15 protein-coding genes, 4 tRNA genes and 5 pseudogenes are annotated in these 18,146 nt (G+C 37.9%); 7 read left to right on the forward strand and 17 right to left on the reverse strand.

Annotation, left to right across the window (positions count from 1 at the left end):
- Nucleotides 1-18 precede the first annotated feature (18 nt).
- The gene (locus Xets_RS15405) at nucleotides 19-480 is read left to right on the forward strand and encodes a hypothetical protein (RefSeq protein ID WP_099131267.1); all 462 of its coding nucleotides are present in this window, start codon (nucleotides 19-21) and stop codon (nucleotides 478-480) included.
- Nucleotides 481-658: 178 nt separating this feature from the next.
- On the opposite strand, the gene Xets_RS15410 is transcribed toward Xets_RS15405, so the two are convergent.
- The 3 genes from Xets_RS15410 to Xets_RS15420 form a co-directional block, all read right to left on the reverse strand.
- Nucleotides 659-1,285 carry a LysE family translocator gene (locus Xets_RS15410; RefSeq protein WP_167450567.1) on the reverse strand — a complete coding sequence of 209 codons (627 nt, stop codon included), beginning with the start codon at nucleotides 1,283-1,285 and terminating at the stop codon, nucleotides 659-661.
- 102 nt (nucleotides 1,286-1,387) lie between these two features.
- The gene (locus Xets_RS15415) at nucleotides 1,388-2,323 is read right to left on the reverse strand and encodes a LysR family transcriptional regulator (RefSeq protein WP_187652068.1); all 936 of its coding nucleotides are present in this window, start codon (nucleotides 2,321-2,323) and stop codon (nucleotides 1,388-1,390) included.
- Nucleotides 2,324-2,462: 139 nt separating this feature from the next.
- Entirely contained in the window at nucleotides 2,463-2,663 is a 201-nt protein-coding gene (locus tag Xets_RS15420) for a hypothetical protein (RefSeq protein ID WP_370588251.1), read from the reverse strand.
- Here Xets_RS15420 and Xets_RS15425 point away from each other — a divergent pair.
- Nucleotides 2,653-2,985: pseudogene (locus Xets_RS15425) on the forward strand (transposase); the annotation flags it as partial. The gene Xets_RS15420 and the pseudogene Xets_RS15425 sit on opposite strands and share 11 nt — an antisense overlap.
- Before the next feature lie 12 nt (nucleotides 2,986-2,997).
- Here Xets_RS15425 and Xets_RS15430 read toward each other — a convergent pair.
- From Xets_RS15430 to Xets_RS15450, 5 genes and pseudogenes are all read right to left on the reverse strand, one after another.
- Nucleotides 2,998-3,357 (reverse strand): annotated as a pseudogene (locus Xets_RS15430) (MFS transporter); the annotation flags it as partial.
- A gap of 65 nt (nucleotides 3,358-3,422) precedes the next feature.
- The gene (locus tag Xets_RS15435) at nucleotides 3,423-4,364 is read right to left on the reverse strand and encodes a Kdo(2)-lipid IV(A) acyltransferase (RefSeq protein ID WP_099131262.1); all 942 of its coding nucleotides are present in this window, start codon (nucleotides 4,362-4,364) and stop codon (nucleotides 3,423-3,425) included.
- Nucleotides 4,365-4,869: 505 nt separating this feature from the next.
- A pseudogene (locus Xets_RS15440) lies at nucleotides 4,870-5,214 on the reverse strand (hypothetical protein); the annotation flags it as partial.
- Nucleotides 5,215-5,787: 573 nt separating this feature from the next.
- Nucleotides 5,788-6,138 (reverse strand): hypothetical protein, encoded by a 351-nt coding sequence (locus Xets_RS15445; protein ID WP_099131259.1) that lies wholly within the window; start codon nucleotides 6,136-6,138, stop codon nucleotides 5,788-5,790.
- Between the two features lie 417 nt (nucleotides 6,139-6,555).
- A pseudogene (locus tag Xets_RS15450) lies at nucleotides 6,556-7,182 on the reverse strand (phage portal protein); the annotation flags it as partial.
- 464 nt (nucleotides 7,183-7,646) lie between these two features.
- On the opposite strand from Xets_RS15450, the gene Xets_RS15455 reads away from it, so the two are divergent.
- A complete protein-coding gene (locus Xets_RS15455; protein WP_099131258.1) occupies nucleotides 7,647-8,705 on the forward strand; it encodes a rhodanese-related sulfurtransferase in 1,059 nt (352 codons plus the stop codon).
- 127 nt (nucleotides 8,706-8,832) lie between these two features.
- Here Xets_RS15455 and Xets_RS15460 read toward each other — a convergent pair whose 3' ends face one another.
- The 4 genes from Xets_RS15460 to Xets_RS15475 all read right to left on the reverse strand — a co-directional run bounded on the left by Xets_RS15460 (nucleotide 8,833) and on the right by Xets_RS15475 (nucleotide 11,490).
- Nucleotides 8,833-9,426, reverse strand: coding sequence for a response regulator transcription factor (locus tag Xets_RS15460; protein WP_099131257.1), 594 nt, complete (start codon nucleotides 9,424-9,426; stop codon nucleotides 8,833-8,835).
- 213 nt (nucleotides 9,427-9,639) lie between these two features.
- Complete coding sequence (bssS, locus tag Xets_RS15465) at nucleotides 9,640-9,894, reverse strand: biofilm formation regulator BssS (protein ID WP_099131256.1); 255 nt, start codon at nucleotides 9,892-9,894, stop codon at nucleotides 9,640-9,642.
- A 238-nt stretch (nucleotides 9,895-10,132) separates the two neighbouring features.
- Nucleotides 10,133-11,185 (reverse strand): dihydroorotase, encoded by a 1,053-nt coding sequence (gene pyrC / locus Xets_RS15470; protein WP_187652069.1) that lies wholly within the window; start codon nucleotides 11,183-11,185, stop codon nucleotides 10,133-10,135.
- A gap of 229 nt (nucleotides 11,186-11,414) precedes the next feature.
- Nucleotides 11,415-11,490: transfer RNA gene (locus Xets_RS15475), tRNA-Asn, on the reverse strand.
- 180 nt (nucleotides 11,491-11,670) lie between these two features.
- Between Xets_RS15475 and Xets_RS15480 the strand changes: the two genes are divergently transcribed.
- Nucleotides 11,671-12,030 (forward strand): hypothetical protein, encoded by a 360-nt coding sequence (locus Xets_RS15480; protein WP_244208734.1) that lies wholly within the window; start codon nucleotides 11,671-11,673, stop codon nucleotides 12,028-12,030.
- A 258-nt stretch (nucleotides 12,031-12,288) separates the two neighbouring features.
- Here the strand turns inward: Xets_RS15480 and Xets_RS15485 are convergent.
- The 5 genes from Xets_RS15485 to Xets_RS15505 all read right to left on the reverse strand — a co-directional run bounded on the left by Xets_RS15485 (nucleotide 12,289) and on the right by Xets_RS15505 (nucleotide 13,905).
- Nucleotides 12,289-12,364, reverse strand: a tRNA-Asn gene (locus Xets_RS15485).
- Nucleotides 12,355-12,666 (reverse strand): hypothetical protein, encoded by a 312-nt coding sequence (locus Xets_RS15490; protein ID WP_099131254.1) that lies wholly within the window; start codon nucleotides 12,664-12,666, stop codon nucleotides 12,355-12,357. Before Xets_RS15490 ends, Xets_RS15485 begins: the two co-directional genes overlap by 10 nt.
- Nucleotides 12,634-12,709 (reverse strand) — tRNA-Asn (locus tag Xets_RS15495). The genes Xets_RS15490 and Xets_RS15495 overlap by 33 nt, the downstream gene beginning before the upstream one ends.
- 470 nt (nucleotides 12,710-13,179) lie before the next feature.
- Nucleotides 13,180-13,255, reverse strand: a tRNA-Asn gene (locus Xets_RS15500).
- Nucleotides 13,256-13,395: 140 nt separating this feature from the next.
- On the reverse strand, nucleotides 13,396-13,905 hold the full coding sequence (locus Xets_RS15505) for a YlaC family protein (protein ID WP_099131253.1): 510 nt from the start codon (nucleotides 13,903-13,905) through the stop codon (nucleotides 13,396-13,398).
- Nucleotides 13,906-14,412: 507 nt separating this feature from the next.
- Between Xets_RS15505 and cspE the strand changes: the two genes are divergently transcribed.
- The 3 genes and pseudogenes from cspE to mgtA all read left to right on the forward strand — a co-directional run.
- Nucleotides 14,413-14,625, forward strand: a complete 213-nt coding sequence (cspE, locus tag Xets_RS15510; protein WP_047766586.1) for a transcription antiterminator/RNA stability regulator CspE — start codon at nucleotides 14,413-14,415, stop codon at nucleotides 14,623-14,625.
- An 801-nt stretch (nucleotides 14,626-15,426) separates the two neighbouring features.
- Nucleotides 15,427-16,125: an MgtC family protein gene (locus Xets_RS15515; protein ID WP_244208733.1), complete on the forward strand. Its 699-nt coding sequence runs from the start codon at nucleotides 15,427-15,429 to the stop codon at nucleotides 16,123-16,125.
- Nucleotides 16,126-16,231: 106 nt separating this feature from the next.
- Nucleotides 16,232-18,042: pseudogene (mgtA, locus tag Xets_RS15520) on the forward strand (magnesium-translocating P-type ATPase); the annotation flags it as partial.
- Nucleotides 18,043-18,146 lie beyond the last annotated feature (104 nt).

The raw sequence follows: 18,146 nt of genomic DNA on the forward strand, positions 1-18,146 counted from the left end.
GTTCTGATAAGGAAGAATATGAAAATCAAAGGATCTCATTGCCTATTTTTTATTTTGTCAGTGTGGTTTTCTCAAGCTCTGGCATTGGATTTAAGCTACCAAAGCGATATACCCGCGGATAACAAACCCTCAGAAGAGTACCTGAAAAAGAGGGACACACTGGATAGTGGGAATTGGAACACCGAAAAACTGGCTAAAGATAATGCCTTAGCCGAGAAGCGGGAGAATGAACAGAAAGAATATAATGATAAATTTAATAAGCATCACAATAGACTTGATAAAGAGAGCTGGAAGCTTTCTTATGACTGGAGTGAGCAACAGCCTAAATTTTCCCATAAGCCACAAGACGACATTATGCAGCATTTCAGAGAGCAGAATAAACGCCGTTGCTATAGGGAAACAAGGCAGAAATTAGAGAAAGAACAAGGGAATGGTTATTCCTATTCTGATATTGAAGATGCTTGTTATGCTTACTATTAATTGAGTTAACTGGCAGTTAACATAGGTTTACGCCAGTTTCATAAATGTAACAAAAGCTGTGAAATAGTGTGTAAGGATGCTGAAAATAGCGAAAGGATTCGCAAATTTAGCAGCAACCGACAGGGGATTACATTCGATCTTGTCAAACATGGTTTAAGAGCATGTGATATATTCTTGTTTAAAACTGGCTAATACATAAGTTAATGGCTAATGCCATAAATATCAAGCTAGTAACTCTATTAAGAGCAATCTGTATTGATGATTTACTGGATATTGCTTTATTTAAAAAACCGGATAAATAGGATATTAGAGTAAATACCATAAAAGCAATTACGACAAATATTAAACCTAGATATAATAATTGAAGAGATACTGGAGTAGCAATTGTATTGTCAGTAGTAAATTGAGGCAGAAAAGCTAAAAAGAAAATAATTACTTTTGGATTTGATAAATTCATAATCAAACCTTTTTTAATGAGTTTTTTTGTGTCATTAAAACTGTTGCTGTTGAGATGAATAGGCCTTGCCTTAAAGGCTCCCCAAGCCAGATAAATTAAATAAAACACACCCAATAGCCTGATAATTTCAAAGGCCATCGTATTAGCTTGTATTATTGCTGCAATGCCTAATGAAACTAAATAAGTATGTATTACTAATCCAATACATAATCCAATGGTAATTAATACTCCATGTTTGAATCCATTTATTGCAGACTGACTTAAAACTAAAAGATTATCAGGACCTGGCAAGAAGCATAGGAAGGTTGAAATACTGATAAATGTAACAAGTGTTTCTATAGAGAGCATATTTATTACCATTATAAAATTGAAAATAACAGATGTTACCATCTATATGAAAAAGTGCTGATTATATTAATGTAACAAGATCATATATAAAAGACGAAAAATCTACTTATAGGTATGAATTAATTTCATACCATGTTCGATAGTTCTTTCAAGATGAGCTTTGATCAGAGGAAAACAGATATCCCTAAACCATCTATGCTCTGGATCTTGGTGATGTTTCGCATGCCATAGCAAATAGTATTGTTGTGCTTTAATATCAATAGGTAAACGTCTTATTTGTAAATCATAGTTTTGAGCAAAATCAGCAGCAATATGCAGTGGTATGGTTAGCATGGTATCTGTTTTTAACAATAACTCAATGGCCGCCTGGAAGAAGGGAACTGTAGCGTAAATGTGGCGATTTAGGTTCATCTTTGCCAACATCTGATCGACAAAACTGTCTTTATCTCCGCCACCACTAATCAAAATATGCCGACCTTCTGTATAGTCGTTAATAGTCATATCGCTATCAGTTTTGGGATGTGTATTTCTAAATGCAACGGCAAGTTGATCTTCAGCCATCATTTTACCGTATAAATTATCAGGTATCGTATCGGCAATGGTTGCGACTAAATCAATATCTTGTTCAGCAAACTTATTCAAATTGTCTTTATGCCACAATTTATATTCAATACTCACGTTAGGAGCATCAACTTCAATGTTAGAAATTATAGATGGCAAGATGGCCTGGGCGACATAATCACTGGATGCTAAGGTGAATTTTCTCTTACAAAGATTTGGTTCCATTATCTCTGGTGCATAGAGGTTATCCAATTGTTGCATTAATGCCGGAAGCTTTTCTTTCAGTTTTTCACCTTTTGGGGTGAGAATAAATTGATTTGCCTCCCTCACAATAATTTTGTCATGAAAATCTTCACGCAGCTGATGTAATATTTTGCTCATTGCTGATTGTGTAACACCTAATTGCTTTGATGACTCAGTTAGGTTAAGTGTTTGCAATATTGATACTAAAGCTGGTAATAACTTGTAATTATTCAAGATGTGATTTCCATGGGATAAAATATTTAATGATTATAATAATTTTTTGCAACCAATGTGAATCCTGGACAAAATGCCACTAAATATCTCTGATTCGGGTATGGAATGTTAGTGGCGATTTAACTAAAGTTTAAGTTACTTAAGATTTTACTTCTGTCTCATGCAGTCTGCTCATCAAACGGTGGATAGGGATGATTAAAACAAGCAAAATAGCAGAGCAGATGACCAACGATAGTGATACGTTGGAAAATAGTTGAGGCAGGCTATCCAATTTATCTGCACGTACATTACCACCAATCAGGCCAGCAGCCAGATTACCTAAATGCGTTGGGTCGCTCACGCGGCGGTTATGGCACCAAAATCCACCTGGCCAAGCCGTGCTGGCAGATAAAGGTTATTCGGGAAAAAAACTCTGCGGTTACCTGCGCAAATTGAGAATAAAGGGCATTATTCCTTATAAAATCCATGAAAAAGGAAATAGTGATGGTTGTGTTCAATTTGATCAGCAGGCTTATTGTCACCGTAATGTTGTGGAACGCTGTTTTGGTTTTCTCAAAGGACATCGGCGTATCGCAACACGTTATGAAAAAACAGCACGAAACTACCTGGTTATGGTGAAATTAGGCTGTATTCGACTCTTTTATCGGAGATTATATAATTAAAGGACACCGCCTAGCAATTTCGACTGGATTAAATGGAATTACTCCCATCGCCACCAATGCAACAATTACACAGACAGCTATTAAAATTGTGCTGACCCATTTGCCAACATTCTTGCGTTTTATCATTGGCCGATCCCAACAGGAATCCAGCCCTGCATCTTTATCATAGCTACGCATTAATGGAATAGTATAAAAACGGAAAATCAGCAAGGCGAGTAGCATACCCAATCCACCAACGCCAAATCCCCAATGCCAGCCATAATCTTTCACTAACCAGCCAGTAATTAGCGTAGCGATGAAAGATCCCAAATTGATGCCCATATAAAACAGGGAGAAATCACCATCACGGCGAGGATCGTCTTTTTTAAGGAGATGTACTGAATTATTGAAGGAGGATATTGGCTGTTACTTAGGAAATAACAGCCAAATGATGTTTATCAGTGAATATTATCGTTGTCACCATACAAAGATGGCATACCTTTAGGGCGAGTTTTGAAACGGCGATGCAACCACATATATTGATCGGGTGCCTGCATAATTTCCTTTTCGATCACCTTATTCATGAATGTTGCTGCTTCTGTTTCATCTTGCAGAGGAAAATTTTCTACAGCGGGCTGAATAATTAACTCATAACCCTTTCCATTGGGTAACCTTCGCGGAGTAAAAGGGATCAGTGCAGGTTTGGCCAAACGGACGAGAATTGAGGTTCCAGTCGTGGTTGCAGCATGTTCAACAGCGAATAATGGGGCAAATACACTGCTACGTGGGCCATAATCGTGATCAGGAGCGTACCAAACAATTTCACCATTTTTTAAGCATCGGATCATGCCCTTAACATCTTTCCTATCCAGCATATATTTATTGGAACGGAGACGCCCCCAAGTTTGTAGCCAATCCATGACAGGATTGTCATTTGGACGATAAACACCAATACCTGGGTTCAGCATACCAAAAATACGTGCTCCCAATTCCAGTGTTAAAAAATGGATACCAATGACGATAATTCCTTGGCCTGTGGATTGTACTTGTTGGATATGTTCCCTTCCAGTGACTTTGAACCAACGCTTGATCCGCCAGTCAGGCCAAAACCAGGCCATTCCGGTCTCAAACACGCCCATGCCAACAGATTCGAAATTTCTGACTAGCCATTCTTGTCGTTTCTCTGCTGGCATATCAGGGAAACAAAGTGTCAGATTGCGCTCTGCAACTTTGGCTCGTTTTTTCAAGAAACGTAGTGAAAGTCGTCCAAGTCGGGTTCCCATCCAATAAATCGCTGGATAAGGTAGCAAAACCAGTAAATAAAGTATGCCAATACCCAGCCAAGTCAGCCAGTGGCGGGGATGTAAAAGTGAACGACAAAAAGGGGGTGCTTGTATCATGTGTTTTCTGTATGTTATTTGTTATTTTGAATCGGTTTCGTCTGTCTGAATCATAGATGCCTAAGATAGGCTCTAAAAATCGTATTAGTGTATTGTGACACTTTTTAGTGGAATATCGAAATTTTGCGGCATTAAATATTGAATCTGGTGATAACTCATTTGCCTGATTCACTGTTTGGCAAGGTTTTGCTGCCTCAGACTATCGTAGTCATCATCCCACTGTATCGGCGTGATGGAAAAGCATAAATCACGATTCCTCCAACGGCCATTTTCGTTATGATATCCAGCCATCAATGGAACGACCATTGAAGTTTTCATTTTTTAAGCGAAATTCAGGAAAGTACACCATGCCTGTCTTTTAAGGCTCCGTCCATGGAACCTTGCTTTATTTGATTGAAATAAAATCCTTTTAAATCAATTAAAAAAAGTAATGCCAAGCAATTATAACAAACTGAAAAACATATTAGTGTGGACACTTTGAGGTCACTATAATTGCTTAAAATGTTTATACACCTATCCCCCCTTTCAGTGGATTAAGAGTGCTAGCAAACTGCATATAATCAGGCAACAGATGCGCATAAACCGTGGTTTGCTGAATACTGGCGTGACCAAGAATCTGCTGTAATGCAATGATATTTCCACCATTTATCACCTGTTCACTTTTTAACGTTGCAGCTTCCGACCATCTGGCACCTGTGCTTAAACAAAGCAATGCTACCAATTTGTAATCTCCTGATAACGCATTGAGTAACAGTTTGATTTCTTCATGAGCTAAAAAGGTCATTTCTGCCCGTTTTTCTTTCAGTGTTGGTAATCCTTTGATCGGGTTATCACCATTAAAGAATTCCAGTTAGCGGTAGAATGCCAGGAATAAACCCTGCCAGTGTCCGCCTAGAATGTCCCGGTCACGTCGATATGCCGTATTCATCACTCCATTATATAGCTGAGAGATTTATGTTGATATTAATATATCCTTAGTTGTAATATCAATCTGCTGGCTTTTACCTTGAGTAGATTGCTTTTATTAATGCTTGGCAATTAAAAAATGTCAATGAAATTAATGCTCGTAGAAACTTAAGCTAAAATTGAATTTAGTGTTTTCATCTTGAACTATAGTAATAGTTCTACTTTGAAGAAAAAATCCAAAATTTGGTTCTTGTATTTCGTTTGAAAAATATTCCAATTGTAATGTATTTAGAGAGTCTTTAAATATTATACCAGTTATCGTAGGAATCTCCGAAAAATGTGAAAAATCAAAAAGCGCACTGCTCTTAGATTTTATACGGTTTGTTATGATTGGATACTGACTGTATATAGATACGTTAAAATCGAAGTCAGTCAGGTTAATTACTATCCTAGTATTATAAAGAATGCCACCCATTTCATAACTCCTTTAGTGATGTTAAGCAATATTATATTATGACTAAATCATCGGAATGATAGAAACCGGAAAACAGTTTTTATACGTAGGGTACGTATCTTTATTACAGATGAACCAATAATTAAGAACAAACTTTTCATGTTTTAAAAGACTGGTTACTTCCGACTCTTGTCCCATAGATTTTAAAATCATACTAAAGCCAATATGGTACATATGTATAGAATATTCCAGTTTCATTATATAAGTTCCTGGTACAGATAAAGTTAGTGTTTCTTTAGAATGGATTAATTGACTAACCTTTGCAGGAAGATGAGGCGTTCCCTGATGGTTTCCCTCAAGCGTTATGAACATAGGCACGTCTGAGTTGTTATAAAATGTCTTTATAATGCTCATGATGTTTTCCTTAATAATAGAAGAGAAGAGGATTTATATTATTAAAAATACGTCACGGGATATATTTCATAAAATAACACCCTGTTTTTTTTGTATTTATCAAGCAATGGAGTAATTATTTTAATATTAAATGAATGAGTTAATTATGGTAGTTGTATTTTAAGTATCCATATATAATGATTGCAATCAAATTTATTAGCTTTTATCTCTTTTTAATTAAATAAAGAAGTAATGCGCGTAATAAATTTTAATAATGCTATCATCATACAATTTTTTAAATTTCCCGTTTTCTTGGTTTTTCAATTTATCGAAAATGTCATTAATGAGTTATCTGCATAAAACATTCTACTTTGCGCATTTTCATTCAGGCAAAAGAAGACCGCCTCGCCGACGGTCGTATCATCAACGTGATGTGGGTTAGTCGTTTTTGTCCGTCTCCAGGGAATAGCGTCCAAACCGGAGCACCTCTTCCCCGAGCCAGTCATTCAGCTGTTTCATCTTGCTTTGCAGTGGCAGTAATTCGTTGCGCACAAACACCTTAGCCGCTTTCTCCACGTCACCGAACCCACCGGTATTCTGCGGGATAATCCCCATTAACGGAGGGAGGTATACGGTGCGCCGCCAACATGTCATCACGGCTCACATTCTTGATATTCAAAAATTCATCTTTCGCCGCGGCTTCGGACAATGGGATAGTTTGAATGCCGCCTTTCTTGCCGCCGGGGGCATACAAAAACAGATTGCGAAAGTTGCATAGAGAATGTACCCCGCGTGCGAACCATTGAGATAATACTTACGACGGAAAAGTGTCGAAGCTTCATTAAGCAGAATGGACGGAATAGCCGCCAGATATTCCGGCAGGCCGTACAGTTCCTGATTAATATCCGGCTCTCTTAAATGAAACAAATGACCCGTCTTAAATTCAAACGGCTTAGTCTCATAGCCATATTGCACAAACCAATAGGTATTAAGATCAACACCACGGCGAGTGAACTTAGCCGGCGAGTGTTTCAATGTCAGCGGTTGACCTAACATACCCTGTCTTCATTCATCGTAAGCGTAACAATATCTCCACTATCACTAATCGAGAGTGGTTGCCACATTTTCATTGATTTTTGCAAAACAGAGAGATGTGTTGATTGTGCAAAAACACCCAATGAGGTCAGCAAAAGTAGTGTACAGAGATATTTTTTTTATTAAGATAATCTTGGATTTTCATAAGCATATATATGGAAAAATATTGCATACAACAAACGATAATCAAGTTTTATACTGTATGGATGTGAAATCAGTCTGATAATTTAGAAGAATTCCTGTTCAACCATTATGGTAGATTGATAGATTTCGATCACAGGAAAAAGTAATATTGTAGAAAATAAAAAACCCCTAGTATGATACAGGGGGTTTCTAGTTAAAATTGTCGATCATGGTCTAGTGTGGACACTCTGTGGACACAGAAAGACATAAATTTATAAATATCAATAGATTAAAAAGGTATTTTGAACACCATGCCAGTGTTACATAACCGTATTTCTAACAAAGAGCTGAAAGAGCGCATGTTGGCTGAAATTGAGCCGCGCACTACTATCTCTTTTTATAAGTATTTCACCATTTCCGCACCACAGACTTTTCGCGATAGCCTGTATCAAAAGTTTACCGAGTTATCTGTCTTTGGGCGGGTTTATATCGCCAAAGAAGGTATCAATGCACAAATTAGTGTGCCTTCCAAGAATGTCGATGCGTTGAAGGTATTATTGGATGAGACCGATCCGGCACTATATAATCTGCGCCTTAACATTGCGTTAGAAGATGATGGTAAATCATTCTGGGTATTGCGCATGAAAGTGCGTGAGCGCATTGTTGCAGATGGCATTGAAGATGAAACTTTTGATTCATCTAAAACAGGCGAATATCTGAAGGCGGAGCAGGTTAACCAAATGTTGGATGATCCTGATACTGTCTTTGTCGACATGCGTAACCACTACGAATATGAAGTTGGGCATTTCGAAAACGCGATTGAAGTTCCATCAGATACGTTTCGTGAACAGCTGCCAATGGCTGTAGAAATGCTGAAGGATAATAAAGATAAAAATATTGTTATGTACTGTACTGGCGGAATTCGTTGCGAAAAAGCAAGTGCTTATATGTTGCATAATGGTTTTAGCAAAGTTTACCACGTAGAAGGTGGCATTATTGAGTATGCCCGCAAAGCGAAAGAACAAGAATTACCAGTTCGTTTTGTTGGTAAGAACTTTGTCTTTGATGAGCGTATGGGGGAGCGTATTAGTGAAGATGTTATTGCTCACTGTCACCAATGCGGAGCGACGTGTGATAGCCATACCAATTGTAAGAACGATGGTTGCCATTTGTTATTTATCCAGTGCCCATCTTGTGCAGCGCGTTTCGAAGGCTGTTGCAGCGATGCTTGCTGTGAAGAGATGAAACTGCCAGAGGAAGAACAGCGTGCCCGTCGTGCAGGAAGAGAAAATGGGGCTAAGATTTTTAATAAGTCCCGCTATCGATTAAATGATGGTTTGAATATTACATCACTGCAATCTATTAAATAGTAGTGCTTTAAGTAGTATTCGTTCCCATCTTTCAAATTGTAGCTTTATTCTCTGTGCTTACTTATCCCATTCACATAATTTGTTATGTGAATGGGAATTTTATACTAAAATAGGTTATTCAAAAGGCTTAACAAAAATATTTAAAGATATTGTAAATAAAGAATAACTCTATTTTGTTAGATACCCCTATTTTTTCTATAATATGCCTCTTATGCGAATAAACTGTACTATTGCTAATTTTTAAAGTTTTGGCAATTTTATGGGTATCCATTTCTAACATCCAATAATAGATGATACGATTTTCCTGATGACTAAAAATGGAACTATATGCACTAAAATTAGAGAAATAACATTGAATATCATATGATGCTATTTCTTTTAGGCGTTCAAGTAATATCGTTAGATCTTTTTTTGGTAATATAAAATCTTTATTTGTCAACTGGATAGGTGTTTCCTTGGTGGGGTATGTTTTGTCTACATAAATATAGTTACGAGTACCATAAACTGAAGAAATTAATAACTCCAGTTGTTCACAATATTCACTGTAGTAACCATAACTAGTCAAATTCGCCAAAATAACATCTGGAGAGAAGACAGGCAAAATATTTATGGCATCCCGTATTGATACAGCGCCTAAAGAGAGGATGTCTGTATTTTCTTTTAGGGATTCAATAATTCCCAGACGTGTGTAATAGCATTCATCAATGACTAATAGTTTCATCACTTGAACATCCTTGTTCTACTATGGTTATATTTAAATAATCAGCTTAATAACTAAGCATTAGGTGGGTGAACATGGATGTATAATACAATATTATGAAGGATAATAAACCATATGGATAATTTTATTGGTTGATATGTGTTCAATTGTTTGTTTGGGACACTCAATATATTGAGTGTCCGAATGTGTTGGAGGTGTTAAACCTAGTTATTGTTAATGTTTAATATGATCAAGTTGGCTGTATTCTGAGGATTCTATTTTTTCAATCCCGGCTTGTAAAATGAGGATAAGCTGTTTGGCTACGCCTGTTGTTAACCATAACGTTTTGTCAACACTGACATTTTCTGTTGTTTGATCTTGGGTGGATGAGTAATGAAGGCGTATCATCATGGCGTCATAGGCATCGACAATGCTGATATCCCAGCCTACAACAGGATGTGTTTGAATTATTTCATTTTCTTTTCCCATATAACCTCCTAATCAGACTACAGAATCATTATTGATATAATTGACTAAGAGCAGAAGGCCTCGTCTAAGATAAGCCTTTAGCAGTATAAACCTTTTTAGCAATCTAAGAAGTGAAAAAAGCAGGATTTTTTGCATCAGAACTGACTGAGAAGAACCGTTATGGGTTATTTCTGCTTTTTATCAGGTCGGGATTGTGCGGAAATAAAAAACAATTTCCGCACGAAGGAGCGTGCTAAAGTTACTCACATACCCTTACGTCCCATCCTGCATCTTCCCCTGCAAGGAATGGAATTAACTTTTCGTCACCACACTCGATGTATTCAACAACGGGAGTTGGTTTGCGGGTGAGTTCGATAAGGCCATCATTAACCGGCAAACCGTAAAATGCAGGGCCATTCAGGGAGCAGAAGGACTCGAAATATTCCATTGCCCCCATTTCTTCAAAAACAGTGGCATAGGCTGCCAGGGCGGTTGGAGCATTGAAAACGCCTGCACAGCCACAAGAAGATTCTTTGCGGTGCCGTACATGAGGAGCGGAATCCGTGCCTAAGAAAAAACGGTTACAACCACTGGCAACTGCTGACCGGAGGGCTTCTTGATGAATATTGCGTTTTAGTACAGGCAAGCAGTAAAGGTGGGGACGAATACCACCAACCAGCATATGGTTGCGATTGAACATTAAGTGCTGTGGTGTCAATGTTGCGCCTAATTTATCGTTGCCTTCTAAAACATATTCTGCGGCTTCTTTGGTTGTAATATGCTCGAAAACCATTTTTAATTCAGGAAATTGCTGGTGCAATGGTTCCATTACCTGTTCGATAAAGCGCGCTTCACGGTCAAAAATATCAATATGAGAAGCGGTAACTTCCCCGTGGATCAGCAATGGCATCCCTATTTTTTCCATGGTCTCCAATAATGGGTAGATTTTTTTGATATCGGAAACACCGTGGCTAGAATTTGTTGTTGCGTTGGCAGGGTAAAGTTTGCAAGCGGTAAAGGTGCCTTCTTTATAGCCAATCTCAATTTGATTGCTGGTTGTTGAATCTGTCAGATAACAAGTCATAAGAGGTTGGAAATGATGATCTGACGGTGTAGCTGCAATTATTCTCTCTTTGTAGGCTTTGGCGCTGGCAACATCTGTCACTGGAGGGACGAGGTTGGGCATGACGATAGCTCGGCCAAAAAAACGGCTGGTATGGGGAACAATGGTTTTTAGCATATCACCATCACGAAAATGGACATGCCAGTCGTCAGGGCGGCGGATTTTAATTGTATATGATTCAGTGGTCATGGAACCGGCTCCAGAATATAAGTGAAAAATGATGGATGCTGATTCAGCAATCCTTAAGCCGGAGGAGAATGATAAAGTGAAAATAGCTAAATAGCTATTATTGAATGATAATATTCTCTAAATTTTGAAAAATTAGAATGTTAAGCTTATCCGGGTGAGGGTACGTAGAGGAAATTATCGTATCAAAAAAGGAAAAAATAGAAGTAACAACACGAGGGTGAATTGAATTTGGCTCCTCCAGCTGGACTCGAACCAGCGACATACGGATTAACAGTCCGCCGTTCTACCGACTGAACTATGGAGGAACTCCTTCAAGACGGGGCGAATATTAACGGCATTTTTTGCGGTTGTCAAAGCAGAAAATAGTAATAACTGTTTGATTGCTGAGAATCTGTACGTTGTGTGTGTTTTTTGACTAAAATTGACTGGTGATAGTATCGGGGAGCAGAAGTAGGATTTCGCCACCCAAAACCCACATTCCTTCTTTGCTGAGCATTGCCCGAACGTGTTATGACCATTTAGCTGGCGAAATAGCTGTAGAAATTTATGATTTTATGGTTGGTGAAGGCTGGTTTGATGCTGATGGAATATCAATAACCTTGGAAGGCCGAAAACAATCCCAGCAGTTAGGAATTGTGCTTGATCCAAAAACAAAGCGCAAAGAATGCTGTGCCTGTCTTGACTGGAGTGAGCGACGATTTCATCTTGGTGGTGACGCTGGTGCAGCTTTTTTTATTCATTGCGAACAAAAAGGCTGGTTAACTAGAACTTCGGGATTTAGAGAAGTTAACATAACTTCCGGTGGAAAACTGGCTTTTAAAAAATTGTTCAATGTAAGTGTATAGTCCGTTAAGTACGCCTTTTTCAGAAAACGAAACGGTCAGATTTTATATCTGTCCTTACATTGCATGGTAAAGGATTTCAAACACTTTCGTTTTGACAGAGGAAAGTGCAGTAATTGCTTTTACGTTGTTCCTTTCCGGTGGAAATTTACCAACAAAGTGGTGTGACTTTGAGTGGTTTTTAGTGAACGAGGGAATAGGGATAACTAGTTGATAAAAACGCAGAAAGCAGACCTTAATTAATGTCTGCTTTCTTTAAGTTGGCTCCTCCAACTGGACTCGAACCAGTGACATACGGATTAACAGTCCGCCGTTCTACCGACTGAACTATGGAGGAACTCCGTTTAATTGGCCCGAATGATAACGGCATTTTTCACGTTTGTCAAAGCAGAAAATAACAATAAGTGTTTGATTGCTCGTAATATGTGCTTGTTGGGTTGTTTTTGATCTTTTTGTGTTTTTAGCATAGGCAATCACGTCGGCAAGGCTATTTGAAATAGAGAAGAAACGGGAAATAAAGAGATGGAGATAAAAGGGGATGGATAACAATTGGTACCCAAAAGAAAAAATCCCGACCAGCAAAGCTAATCGGGATTTCCAAAAATCTGGCTCCTCCAGCTGGACTCGAACCAGCGACATACGGATTAACAGTCCGCCGTTCTACCGACTGAACTATGGAGGAATTGAGTTGTTCCTGAGAACGGAGCGAATAATACAGTGAATGGTTTTATGTTGTAAAGTAAAAAAATTAAAAATAAAATTAATTGATTTGTTTTTCGCCTAAATGGCTTTTTTTGCTATTTTTTGCTTAAAAAATATCTAATAATTTGAGATTTTATTGATTTTGTAATCTTTATTGTCTTTTGTTTATCTTGGAAAAACGCAACTTATTTTATATTCGTCGTTTTTATCTCTGTTTTTATTGAATTCTAAGTAGAAAATACAAGATATTACAAAGTAGATATGTGCAGGATTGGTTTTTAATAGATTCTGGCAACAAGTGCAGAACACGTTGATCTTAGTAATGGGAAATAAAAAATCAGGATGAAAAAAAACGGCTTCCCAATTGGGAGGCCGCTTAAAAAGGCTTAGGCTAAGTTACCTTTCTCAACCTTAACATCACGCTAACTTATCTAGCGAAATATTTGAATTTGGCTCCTCCAGCTGGACTCGAACCAGCGACATACGGATTAACAGTCCGCCGTTCTACCGACTGAACTATGGAGGAATCGGGTTGTTCCCGATAACGGGGCGAATATTAGCGATGAACTGGAATAGTGTCAACGCAAAAATTCTTTTTTCTTACTGTTTGCTCATAATGCGATCTTCTTGGTTTATCATTGTACTATTCTATTGAATCTATTAGATTTATGCACTTTTATTAACCATGTTAATAGATTGAGCATAGGGTGATTGTTCCGAACAAGCGAGCATAAACACATCATAAAAACAAACCCCCTGTTTCTTCTGCATGATATGCTTGATGTCATCTTTGATTATATTTGGTACTTGAGGATGAGTAAGTATCTTATTGATCGCTTTCTCAGAAACTTGCTCGTTGACAAACCATTCACCGTTATAGCATACCCGTAAATCAAGTACGTCAATATCTTCAAAATGATAGACTGGCTTGATGTCAAATAGCAGAACGCCTGCCATAGCAATAAAGGCTAGAGTAAATGCAAAAAGAGACCAGATGCCAAAATAGGGTGCGTACCACATGAGCATAGCAAGAAAAGCATAGGCAATGACCATCGCCAAACACAAGTAGGGATGATGACGAATAAAAATGCTGTTGAAATGTACTTTACCATCACGATGCTCTTTAAGATTGATCCGCTCAAGATCCTGAATCAATATCTGTTTTATGATTTTCATAATACTAACTCACTCATTTGTAGAAATTGTGTCGTAAAAAATGCTGTAAAAATCGTGATCGAATTGAAAGTTATGGCATTTTCAAGGTTAGCATGTCCTGAACCTATATCTGTATAGCAATTGCTTTAATTTATTTGGCAAATTGTTATTGTTGGCAAGCAATATCTTGTATTTTTCTTGCTAAGAAAAAGTTGAATAAATCAAATAAAATTATAAAAAAACCTGTTTATTATGTTATTCTGTTCTAATATTGAGCGTCTGAGTTTTTTTTAAAACGATAATACATAAAAAGGTTGATATTCGTGTGCGGTCATGCGTTAATGCGTTTGGCCTGATTAACAGACCTACTTTATGTACGACATATTGAGTTAATGAGTTATGTGTAAGTGCTATCCCTCTGGTAGCCTTTGTTGACCGTTTCCTTCTTAGTGCCTCCATAAGTAATAGCTGATACTGGCCAACACATGCCCGAGGTGGCGAGTTTTTTTTGATATATAGGAAAGTCAAATGTCTGACAAAATGAAAGGTCAAGTGAAGTGGTTCAACGAATCTAAAGGCTTTGGTTTCATCACTCCAGCTGATGGTAGCAAAGACGTATTCGTACATTTCTCTGCCATTCAAGGTAACGGTTTCAAAACCTTAACAGAAGGCCAGAACGTAGAATTCACCATTGAAAATGGTGCCAAAGGCCCAGCAGCAGCAAACGTGACTGCTATCTAATTTCTGCCTTATGCCTTATTTAAGCTCGCCAGCGCGAATGCCGTGGCGGGCTTTTTGTTTTCCTTCACCGTGTTTTCTGTACCATAAAATTTATTTCACGAATCTCATTTTATGTGTTCAATCCTAAAATGTCCGCAGGTTATTTATTTGATTGATAAAAAATAACATAGTGAAAGTAAGTTAGGAAAACGGAAAGTCATTTCTGTCTTGTAGAACAATCTGCCTGTTTAAGGCCTTTACTTGTTAATTTTAACTGTTTATACTCCCCCGAAAATTCTATTGGAGAACGATTAATTGGACAGTCAAAGCTTTTGGTTAAATAAAAAAATAATCTGGTAAGCTGTTCATATCCCTTCGATTTGCTGCTTACCTGGAATGGTGGGCGGTGCTACTTTAACTTCATGAGTTGTACCCACCTGAAGAAAATTTGTCTGATATTAAGGATCTACTGAGTTGGAATTCTTAGTCAGGTATCAACTGAAGGTATATCGGGGTATACATGATGTGGTCATATATTCACTCCTTGTTTCCTCCGGGAACATACGAATAATCGATTAAAGACTCGTTGTCAGAATATTCTATGTACGATGAAGAGATGATCTCTTCAGGCTATTCTTTGCGTATTAGTTTTATAACGAATTAAAAAACTCAACCAATAAAAAGCTCAGCAAATAAAATTAAATGAGCCAGCCTCTATGTACATGGTTTTCTGCACCTAATAGGTACTAATCAATCAAGTTCACAATCAACAACTTGAGGGACTTAGAGTATCTTTATCCATTTGATGTTATGGAGAATGCCATGTTGTTAACATCTATTGCAATGCACTTACTATCTGCGCTGTGTTTTGGGGCTTTGATTGGAGCAGAACGCCAATGGCGTCAACGTATGGCGGGATTAAGAACCAACGCTTTGGTATCAACCGGTGCTGCACTTTTCATGATTACTGCAATGAGCGCTTCTGAGGGAAATCCTGATCGTATTGCGGCACAAATTATCTCTGGCGTTGGTTTTCTTGGTGCTGGTGTGATTATGCGTCAGGGAATGAGCATTCGTGGTTTAAATACAGCAGCGACATTATGGTGTTCAGCGGGAATAGGGGAGTTATGTGGTATGGGGCAATACTGGGCAGCAGGGATTGCTACAGCGATTATTCTCTGTGCGAACATTTTATTGCGGGAGCTCGCACAACGAATTAATACTCAGCCTCACCAGCAAGCCTTAGATTTAGAACAGCGTTATAAGATCCATATTATTTGCGACATAAATGATGAAATCCTAGTAAGGACTTTGATTTTACAAGCCCTCAATGGCTTAGGTGTCAGATTGCAGTCATTGAGCAGTGCAGATGCCATTCAGCCTGACAGGCTTGAGGTTTGTGCGGAAATATTAGCAACACCTGCGGAGCAAAAAGAAATCGAATCGATTGTTTGTCGAGTAAGTTTGGAGAAAAGCGTCACTTCAGTTAATTGGAAAATTGCGGCTGAACTACCAGCTTAGAATATTCTTTTATTTTTAATTCCATAATTTTATATCAATAAGGAGTCAATATGGACGATGCCCCTCCCTCTACACTAAATGAGATGTTGCCTATGGAGTAAGTAATTCACAGAAAAAAGAAATTCCAATCAAGTACTTGGTTCCGGGAGATATTGTTTATTTATCTGCCGGAGACATGATCCCAGCAGATCTGTACTTAACCGATTCCAGAGATTTATTTATCAGCCAGGCAATTTTGACGGCAGAAGCGATCCCTGTCGGAAAATATGACACGATGGCTCATGTGAGTGCCAAGACAGCACACTTACTTTGGTGCAATGGACATATTATGTACGGACAAAACAGGAACGTTAACGCAAGATAAAATTATTCTCCAGTACTATTTAGATACAGAAGGCAAGGAAGATGCTTCTGTATTCCATTGGGCTTGGTTAAACAGTTTTCATCAAAGTGACACCAAAAACGTAATGGATCAAGCCATTGTTAGGTATAGATGCGATAATTCAGGCCTTGATTTCCTCCGCAGCTACAGAAAAATTGATGAGTTACCTTTTGATTTTGTTAGACGCAGATTGTCAATTTCTATACAGAATTTGTCTAATAACTATCAATTAGTTTGCAAAGGAGCCGCAGAGGAAATGCTATCAGTTTGCTCCTATATAAGGATAAAAGAGAAAATTATTTCTCTAACTGAAGAAAGCCGCAACAATGTAATGGAATTAGTTAGCAGTTATAACGAACAAGGTTTCAGAGTGTTAATCTTAGCGACTCGGGAGTTAAGTCACGATGAAGTGAAACACCCACTTTTTGTTGCAGATGAAAAGGAGATGGTGCTACAGGGTTTATTAACATTTTTAGATCCAACAAAAGAAAGTGCTGCAATGGCAATTGCAGCATTAAGGGAAAATGGTGTTTTAATTAAGGTGGTTACCGGAGATAATCCTGTTGTTACGGCTAAAATTTGCCGAGATGTGGATTTAGATTCTGGAAATATTCTTATTGGCCCTGATGTTGAACTAATGAGTGATGAAAACCTTTCAAAAGAAGTGGAATTAAGATCAGTCTTTTGTAAGTTAACCTCTCTGCAAAAATCATGCATTTTAAAATCATTGCAAAATAATGGACATACTGTTGGTTTTCTTGGTGATGGAATAAATGATGCCCCAGTATTACGGGATGCCGATGTTGGAATTTCAGTTGATACAGGGACGGATATCGCAAAAGAATCAGCAGATATCATCCTGCTTGAGAAGAATTTGATGATTTTAGAAGAGGGAGTAATTAAGGGAAGGGAAACGTTTGGGAATATCATCAAGTATTTAAATATGACGGCTAGTTCAAATTTTGGAAATGTATTTTCTGTATTAGTTGCCAGTGCATTTATTCCATTTTTACCGATGTTAGCCATTCATTTGCTTGTACAAAACCTAATGTACGATATTTCTTAATTGTCTTTGCCGTGGGACAAAATGGATAAGGCGTTTTTGAAAAAAACCGTAATGGGATGCAAAGAATATAGGGCGTTTTATGCTCTGGATTGGTTCTACGTCATCTATCTTCGACATCACGACTTTCGCTGTGATGTGGTATGTATTTGCAGCTAACAGTATAGAACATCAAGCATTATTTCAATCGGGGTAGTTTGTGGAAGGATAGCTATCACAGACCTTGGTTGTACATATGTTGTGCACACAAAAATTCTTTTGTGCAAAGTACGGCAGCGCTCCCTGTTTTATTAACGATACTAATAATGGTACTTGTGTTTACATTCAGTTCTCCGCATTTGGTACCCTAATTGGGTTACAACCACTACCGTGGGAATATTTTCCATGGTTAATTGGGACATTAATAAGCTACTGCATCATTGCTCACATGATGAAGCGGTTTTACATTCATCGATTTGGTGGATGGTTGTAAATAATTCTCATTAAATAATATCTTATTCTGTGTGGGTTAAGAGAGTAATTCATACGGAATATATGACATTATGACTCTCATCATGGCGAACTTTTGCAGATATT

Source organism: Xenorhabdus sp. TS4 (assembly GCF_014467265.1).
Classification (GTDB): domain Bacteria; phylum Pseudomonadota; class Gammaproteobacteria; order Enterobacterales; family Enterobacteriaceae; genus Xenorhabdus; species Xenorhabdus ehlersii.

Bases quoted from the DNA above. Each gene is read 5' to 3' on its own strand.
- Xets_RS15405 (WP_099131267.1), top strand. From the start codon at position 19: ATGAAAATCAAAGGATCTCATTGCCTATTTTTTATTTTGTCAGTGTGG.
- Xets_RS15410 (WP_167450567.1), bottom strand. From the start codon at position 1,285: ATGCTCTCTATAGAAACACTTGTTACATTTATCAGTATTTCAACCTTC.
- Xets_RS15435 (WP_099131262.1), bottom strand. From the start codon at position 4,364: ATGATACAAGCACCCCCTTTTTGTCGTTCACTTTTACATCCCCGCCAC.
- Xets_RS15445 (WP_099131259.1), bottom strand. From the start codon at position 6,138: ATGAGCATTATAAAGACATTTTATAACAACTCAGACGTGCCTATGTTC.
- Xets_RS15455 (WP_099131258.1), top strand. From the start codon at position 7,647: ATGCCAGTGTTACATAACCGTATTTCTAACAAAGAGCTGAAAGAGCGC.
- Xets_RS15460 (WP_099131257.1), bottom strand. From the start codon at position 9,426: ATGAAACTATTAGTCATTGATGAATGCTATTACACACGTCTGGGAATT.
- bssS (WP_099131256.1), bottom strand. From the start codon at position 9,894: ATGGGAAAAGAAAATGAAATAATTCAAACACATCCTGTTGTAGGCTGG.
- pyrC (WP_187652069.1), bottom strand. From the start codon at position 11,185: ATGACCACTGAATCATATACAATTAAAATCCGCCGCCCTGACGACTGG.
- Xets_RS15490 (WP_099131254.1), bottom strand. From the start codon at position 12,666: ATGTCGCTGGTTCGAGTCCAGCTGGAGGAGCCAGATTTTTGGAAATCC.
- Xets_RS15505 (WP_099131253.1), bottom strand. From the start codon at position 13,905: ATGAAAATCATAAAACAGATATTGATTCAGGATCTTGAGCGGATCAAT.
- cspE (WP_047766586.1), top strand. From the start codon at position 14,413: ATGTCTGACAAAATGAAAGGTCAAGTGAAGTGGTTCAACGAATCTAAA.
- Xets_RS15515 (WP_244208733.1), top strand. From the start codon at position 15,427: ATGTTGTTAACATCTATTGCAATGCACTTACTATCTGCGCTGTGTTTT.